Raw genomic sequence first — 3,622 nt, forward strand, 5'->3', positions numbered from 1 at the left:
CTTCCGCTGCGTGCCGCAAGTGTGGGGCGGGCTCCTCCATGCCTATGAGCAGGCGAAACTGGCGACGGAGATCGAGCTTGGCCATTCAGGCGACAATCCGGTCATCCTGCCTGAGGCCGAGCGCGTCGTCTCCAACGGCAATTTCGACCTGACCGCCTTCACGCTGACCTGGGAAAATCTGGGCCAGGCGCTGGCGCATTGCGCGGTCGGCACCGCCAACCGCTCGATGAAGCTGATGTCGCCGACGGTCGCGGAACTGCCGCGCTTCCTGTCGGCGAAAGGCGGCAGCCGCCAGGGCTTTGCGGAACTGCAGAAGCCGGTCGCCGCGCTCGAAGCCGAGATCCGGCACCTCGCCAATCCGATGTCGCTCAGCCCCCTGGCCATTTCGGACGGCGTCGAGGACCAGTCGTCGATGGCGCCGCGCGTCGTGGCCAAGACGGCAGGCATCATCGAGCGCCTGCGCTATCTGGTGGCGATGGAGCTGATCTTCGCGGCCACCGGCGTGCAGTTGCGCGGCGTGCTGGACTCGATGGGCGAAGGACCGCGGCGCAGCTACGAAGCCGTGCGGGCGCTGGTCGCCCCGCTCGACGACGACCGCGAGATGAGCGCCGACATGGCGCGCGTCGCGCGCATGGTGGCGGGGCCGCGGCTGTAGAGCGAGCCTCCAGGCCACCGCTGCAAGCCTCAGTGGTAGTAGATACCGCCGTCGACGTTCAGCGCCTGACCGGTGACGAAGGCCGACAGGTCCGAGGCGAAGAACAGCACCGGACCGATGATATCCTCGGGCGCGCCGAGGCGCTTCAGCGCCGCGACGTCCTCCCAATGGCGGATCGCGGCTTCGCTTCCCAGATTGTTCTTGCCCATCTCGGTCAGGATGATGCCGGGGCAGATTGCGTTGACCGTGACGCCGTCCATGCCGACCTCCTGCGCCAGCACGCGGGTGAGCGTGATCACCACCGCCTTGGTCGCCGCATAGTGGCCTTGCGTCGGCACGCCCTGCCGGCCGGCGATCGAAGCGATGTTGATCACCCTGCCCGACTTCCTGGCGCGCATATGCGGCAGCACCGCCTGGCACATCATCAGCACGCCCTTGGCGTTGACGTCGAAATGCGCGTCCCAATTGGCCTCGTCGAGATCTTGCAGCAGGCTGGGCTTGAGGATGCCGGCGTTGTTGACCAGCACGTCGATGCTGCCTGCCTCTTCAAGCAGGGCCTGCGCGGTCGCCTCGATGTCCTTCTTCTTGCTGACGTCCATCTTATAGACATAGGCCTTGCGGCCCGCGGCCTCGATCTCGCCCCTGGTCACGTCGAGTTCCGCCGCCTGCGACGGCAGATCGGTGATGGCGACATCGAAGCCGGCTTCGGCAAGCCCCTTCGCGAGCGCCCTGCCGATGCCGCGGCTGGCGCCGGTGACGAGAGCCGTCTTGCCCTTGGCTTCAGGAAGAATGGTCATGCTGCTTCCACCTTTGATGTCTTGACCGGAAGCGAATTCATCGCCGCGACCGTGTCGTCGAATGAAACGAGTTTGCCGTCGGAACCGAGCCCCATCGCCACCTTGGCGGCGACCGCGCTGGCAAAACGCGCGGACTGCCTGAGGTCCCAACCTCTGACGACGCCGACGATGATGCCCGCCGTGAAGGAATCGCCGCAGCCCGTTGTGTCGAAGACCTCGGCCTCGAAGGCCGGCAGATGGAAATCTTCGCCATGTTCGGGCGAGACATGAACGCCGTCGGCGCCCAGCGTGATGATGCAGTTCTTCACGCCTCTCGCCTTGAAGAAGGCCGCGACGCGGGCCGGATCGCGGTCATACGCCATTTCGCCGGCTTCGTCGATGCTGGGCACGAAATAGTCGATGTAAGGAAGGCACGGCTCGACCAGCTTCCACGTCTCGGGCGTCGCCTGGATGAGATCGAAGGTGGTGACGCGTCCAAGCTCCTTGGCGCGCTTCAACAGCCTGACGGTCGGTTCGCCATCGAAGCGCTTCAGGAGCCCGGTGCCGCCGACATGGACGACGGTCGCATCGAGCGCGGCATCGAGATCGGCATCGGCGACCTCGAACAAGGTGGCAGTGCCCGGCACATGCAATGCCGGCCGCTCGCCGTTCGGCCGCACCGGCAGGATGGTGGACGAGGTCTGGACGCTGCCGTCGCGGCGAACGAGGCTCGTCTCCAGGCCGTATTTCTTCAGCTTGGCGAGAAACCAGTCGCCCATGTCGTCGGTGCCGAGCGTGGTGACGGCCCTGGTCTTCAGGCCCAGGATGGCGCAGTCCATGCCGGTCGCGCCGGCGGTGCCGGCGACCGTCATGCGGATCTCCTCGATATAGTCGGCGCGACCGCCTTCGGGGATACGCGAGACCGGCCGTCCGAGGATGTCGAGAACGTAGAAGCCGATCGAGCTGACGTCGAATTGGGGCATGGCTGACTTGACCTTTCGAATTCAATGGGCGGCGCGACGTAGGCCGAAGCTTGCGGCCAGCACCAGGAAGACGAGCACGCCGATGCCGACCTGCTGCCAGTAGAAATTCCAGCCGACCAAAAGCAGCCCGTTCTTGACGATGGCGAGCAGCAGCACGCCGAGCAGCGTGCCGATGACCGAAGGCTTGCGCTCGCGACTGAGCGTCGTGCCGATGAAGGTGGCGCCGATGGCGTCGAGCAGGAAGGCATTGCCGGAGAGCGGCACGTAGGACTTCACCGTCGCCGACAAGAGGATGCCGGTGACGCCGGCAAGCAGCGCGCACAGAACATGCACCATCGACAATTCGCGCGGCACGCGGATGCCGGAATACCAGGCCACGCCCGGCTGCGCGCCCATCGCCTGGACATAGCGGCCGAAGACCGAGCGATGCAGCAGGACATGAACGGCGAAGACAAGGACGATCAGCACGATGACCGGCGTCGGTACGCCGAACAGAGCGGTGCGGGCGATGGCGTTGAACTGGTCCGCTGCATAGCCGCTCGTGAGATAAATCGGCTGGCCGCCGCTGGTGGCGAGCTGCTGCGTGCTCTGGCCGATGAAGAGGACGCCGAGCGTCGCCAGGAACGGACTGATGTTAAGCCTGGTGATCAGGATCGCGTTGAGGATGCCGACGATCAAAGCGGCGCCGAGTCCGCCAGCGACGCCGACGATGCCGCTATAGCCGGCGGCCAGAAGCATGACGAAGATCATGCTTGCCATGTCGACCGAGACGCCAACCGAGAGATCGATGCCGCCCGACGAGATGACGATGGTGAGGCCGAGCGCCACGATCGCCAGCATGACGACATTGTTGACCAGCACGTTGAAGAGGTTGGCCGGCGTGAGAAAAGTCGGACTCGCCACCGAAAAGAAGATGACGATGGCCGCGAAGGCGATGAGCACACTGTATTTGGCGAGGAAGCCGCGCAGGCTCACCTTGGCGGTGGTTTCATTGGCCGAGATGCTCATCGCGAACCCTCCGAACCGCGGGCAAAGGATGTGATCGCCACCACCAGCAGGATCAGCGCGCCCTGCACGCCGTTGACCCAGTAGCTGGAGACGTTGAGCAGTTGGAAGCCGTTCGCGAGCAAGCCGATGAACAACACGCTGAGCAGCGTGCCCCCCATGGTCGGCACGAAGCGGCGCGAGAAGACGGTGCCGAGCAGCGC

The 3,622-nt window shown here is 65.2% G+C and carries 4 protein-coding genes and 1 pseudogene; 1 reads left to right on the forward strand and 4 read right to left on the reverse strand.

Translation table 11 applies throughout. From position 1 onward, the window contains the following. Positions 1–655 (forward strand): aromatic amino acid lyase (locus tag EOA27_RS27435; RefSeq protein ID WP_189562127.1); only part of this gene is annotated, 655 nt, incomplete at its 5' end. A 29-nt stretch (positions 656–684) separates the two neighbouring features. On the opposite strand, the gene EOA27_RS27440 is transcribed toward EOA27_RS27435, so the two are convergent. From EOA27_RS27440 to EOA27_RS27455, 4 genes and pseudogenes are all read right to left on the reverse strand, one after another. Then, on the reverse strand, positions 685–1,452 hold the full coding sequence (locus tag EOA27_RS27440) for an SDR family NAD(P)-dependent oxidoreductase (RefSeq protein ID WP_126078733.1): 768 nt from the start codon (positions 1,450–1,452) through the stop codon (positions 685–687). Further along, positions 1,449–2,414, reverse strand: a complete 966-nt coding sequence (locus EOA27_RS27445; protein ID WP_126078734.1) for a sugar kinase — start codon at positions 2,412–2,414, stop codon at positions 1,449–1,451. The genes EOA27_RS27440 and EOA27_RS27445 overlap by 4 nt, the downstream gene beginning before the upstream one ends. 21 nt (positions 2,415–2,435) lie before the next feature. Continuing rightward, positions 2,436–3,422 (reverse strand): ABC transporter permease, encoded by a 987-nt coding sequence (locus tag EOA27_RS27450; protein ID WP_127257734.1) that lies wholly within the window; start codon positions 3,420–3,422, stop codon positions 2,436–2,438. Next, a pseudogene (locus tag EOA27_RS27455) lies at positions 3,419–3,622 on the reverse strand (ABC transporter permease); the annotation flags it as partial. The gene EOA27_RS27450 and the pseudogene EOA27_RS27455, both read right to left, overlap by 4 nt.

Origin of the sequence: Mesorhizobium sp. M2A.F.Ca.ET.037.01.1.1 (assembly GCF_003998075.1) — a bacterium.
Lineage (GTDB): Bacteria > Pseudomonadota > Alphaproteobacteria > Rhizobiales > Rhizobiaceae > Mesorhizobium.

What these genes read in the sequence shown, in the direction of transcription:
- EOA27_RS27440 (WP_126078733.1), bottom strand. Translation starts at nt 1,452, where the DNA reads ATGACCATTCTTCCTGAAGCCAAGGGCAAGACGGCTCTCGTCACCGGC.
- EOA27_RS27445 (WP_126078734.1), bottom strand. Translation starts at nt 2,414, where the DNA reads ATGCCCCAATTCGACGTCAGCTCGATCGGCTTCTACGTTCTCGACATC.
- EOA27_RS27450 (WP_127257734.1), bottom strand. Translation starts at nt 3,422, where the DNA reads ATGAGCATCTCGGCCAATGAAACCACCGCCAAGGTGAGCCTGCGCGGC.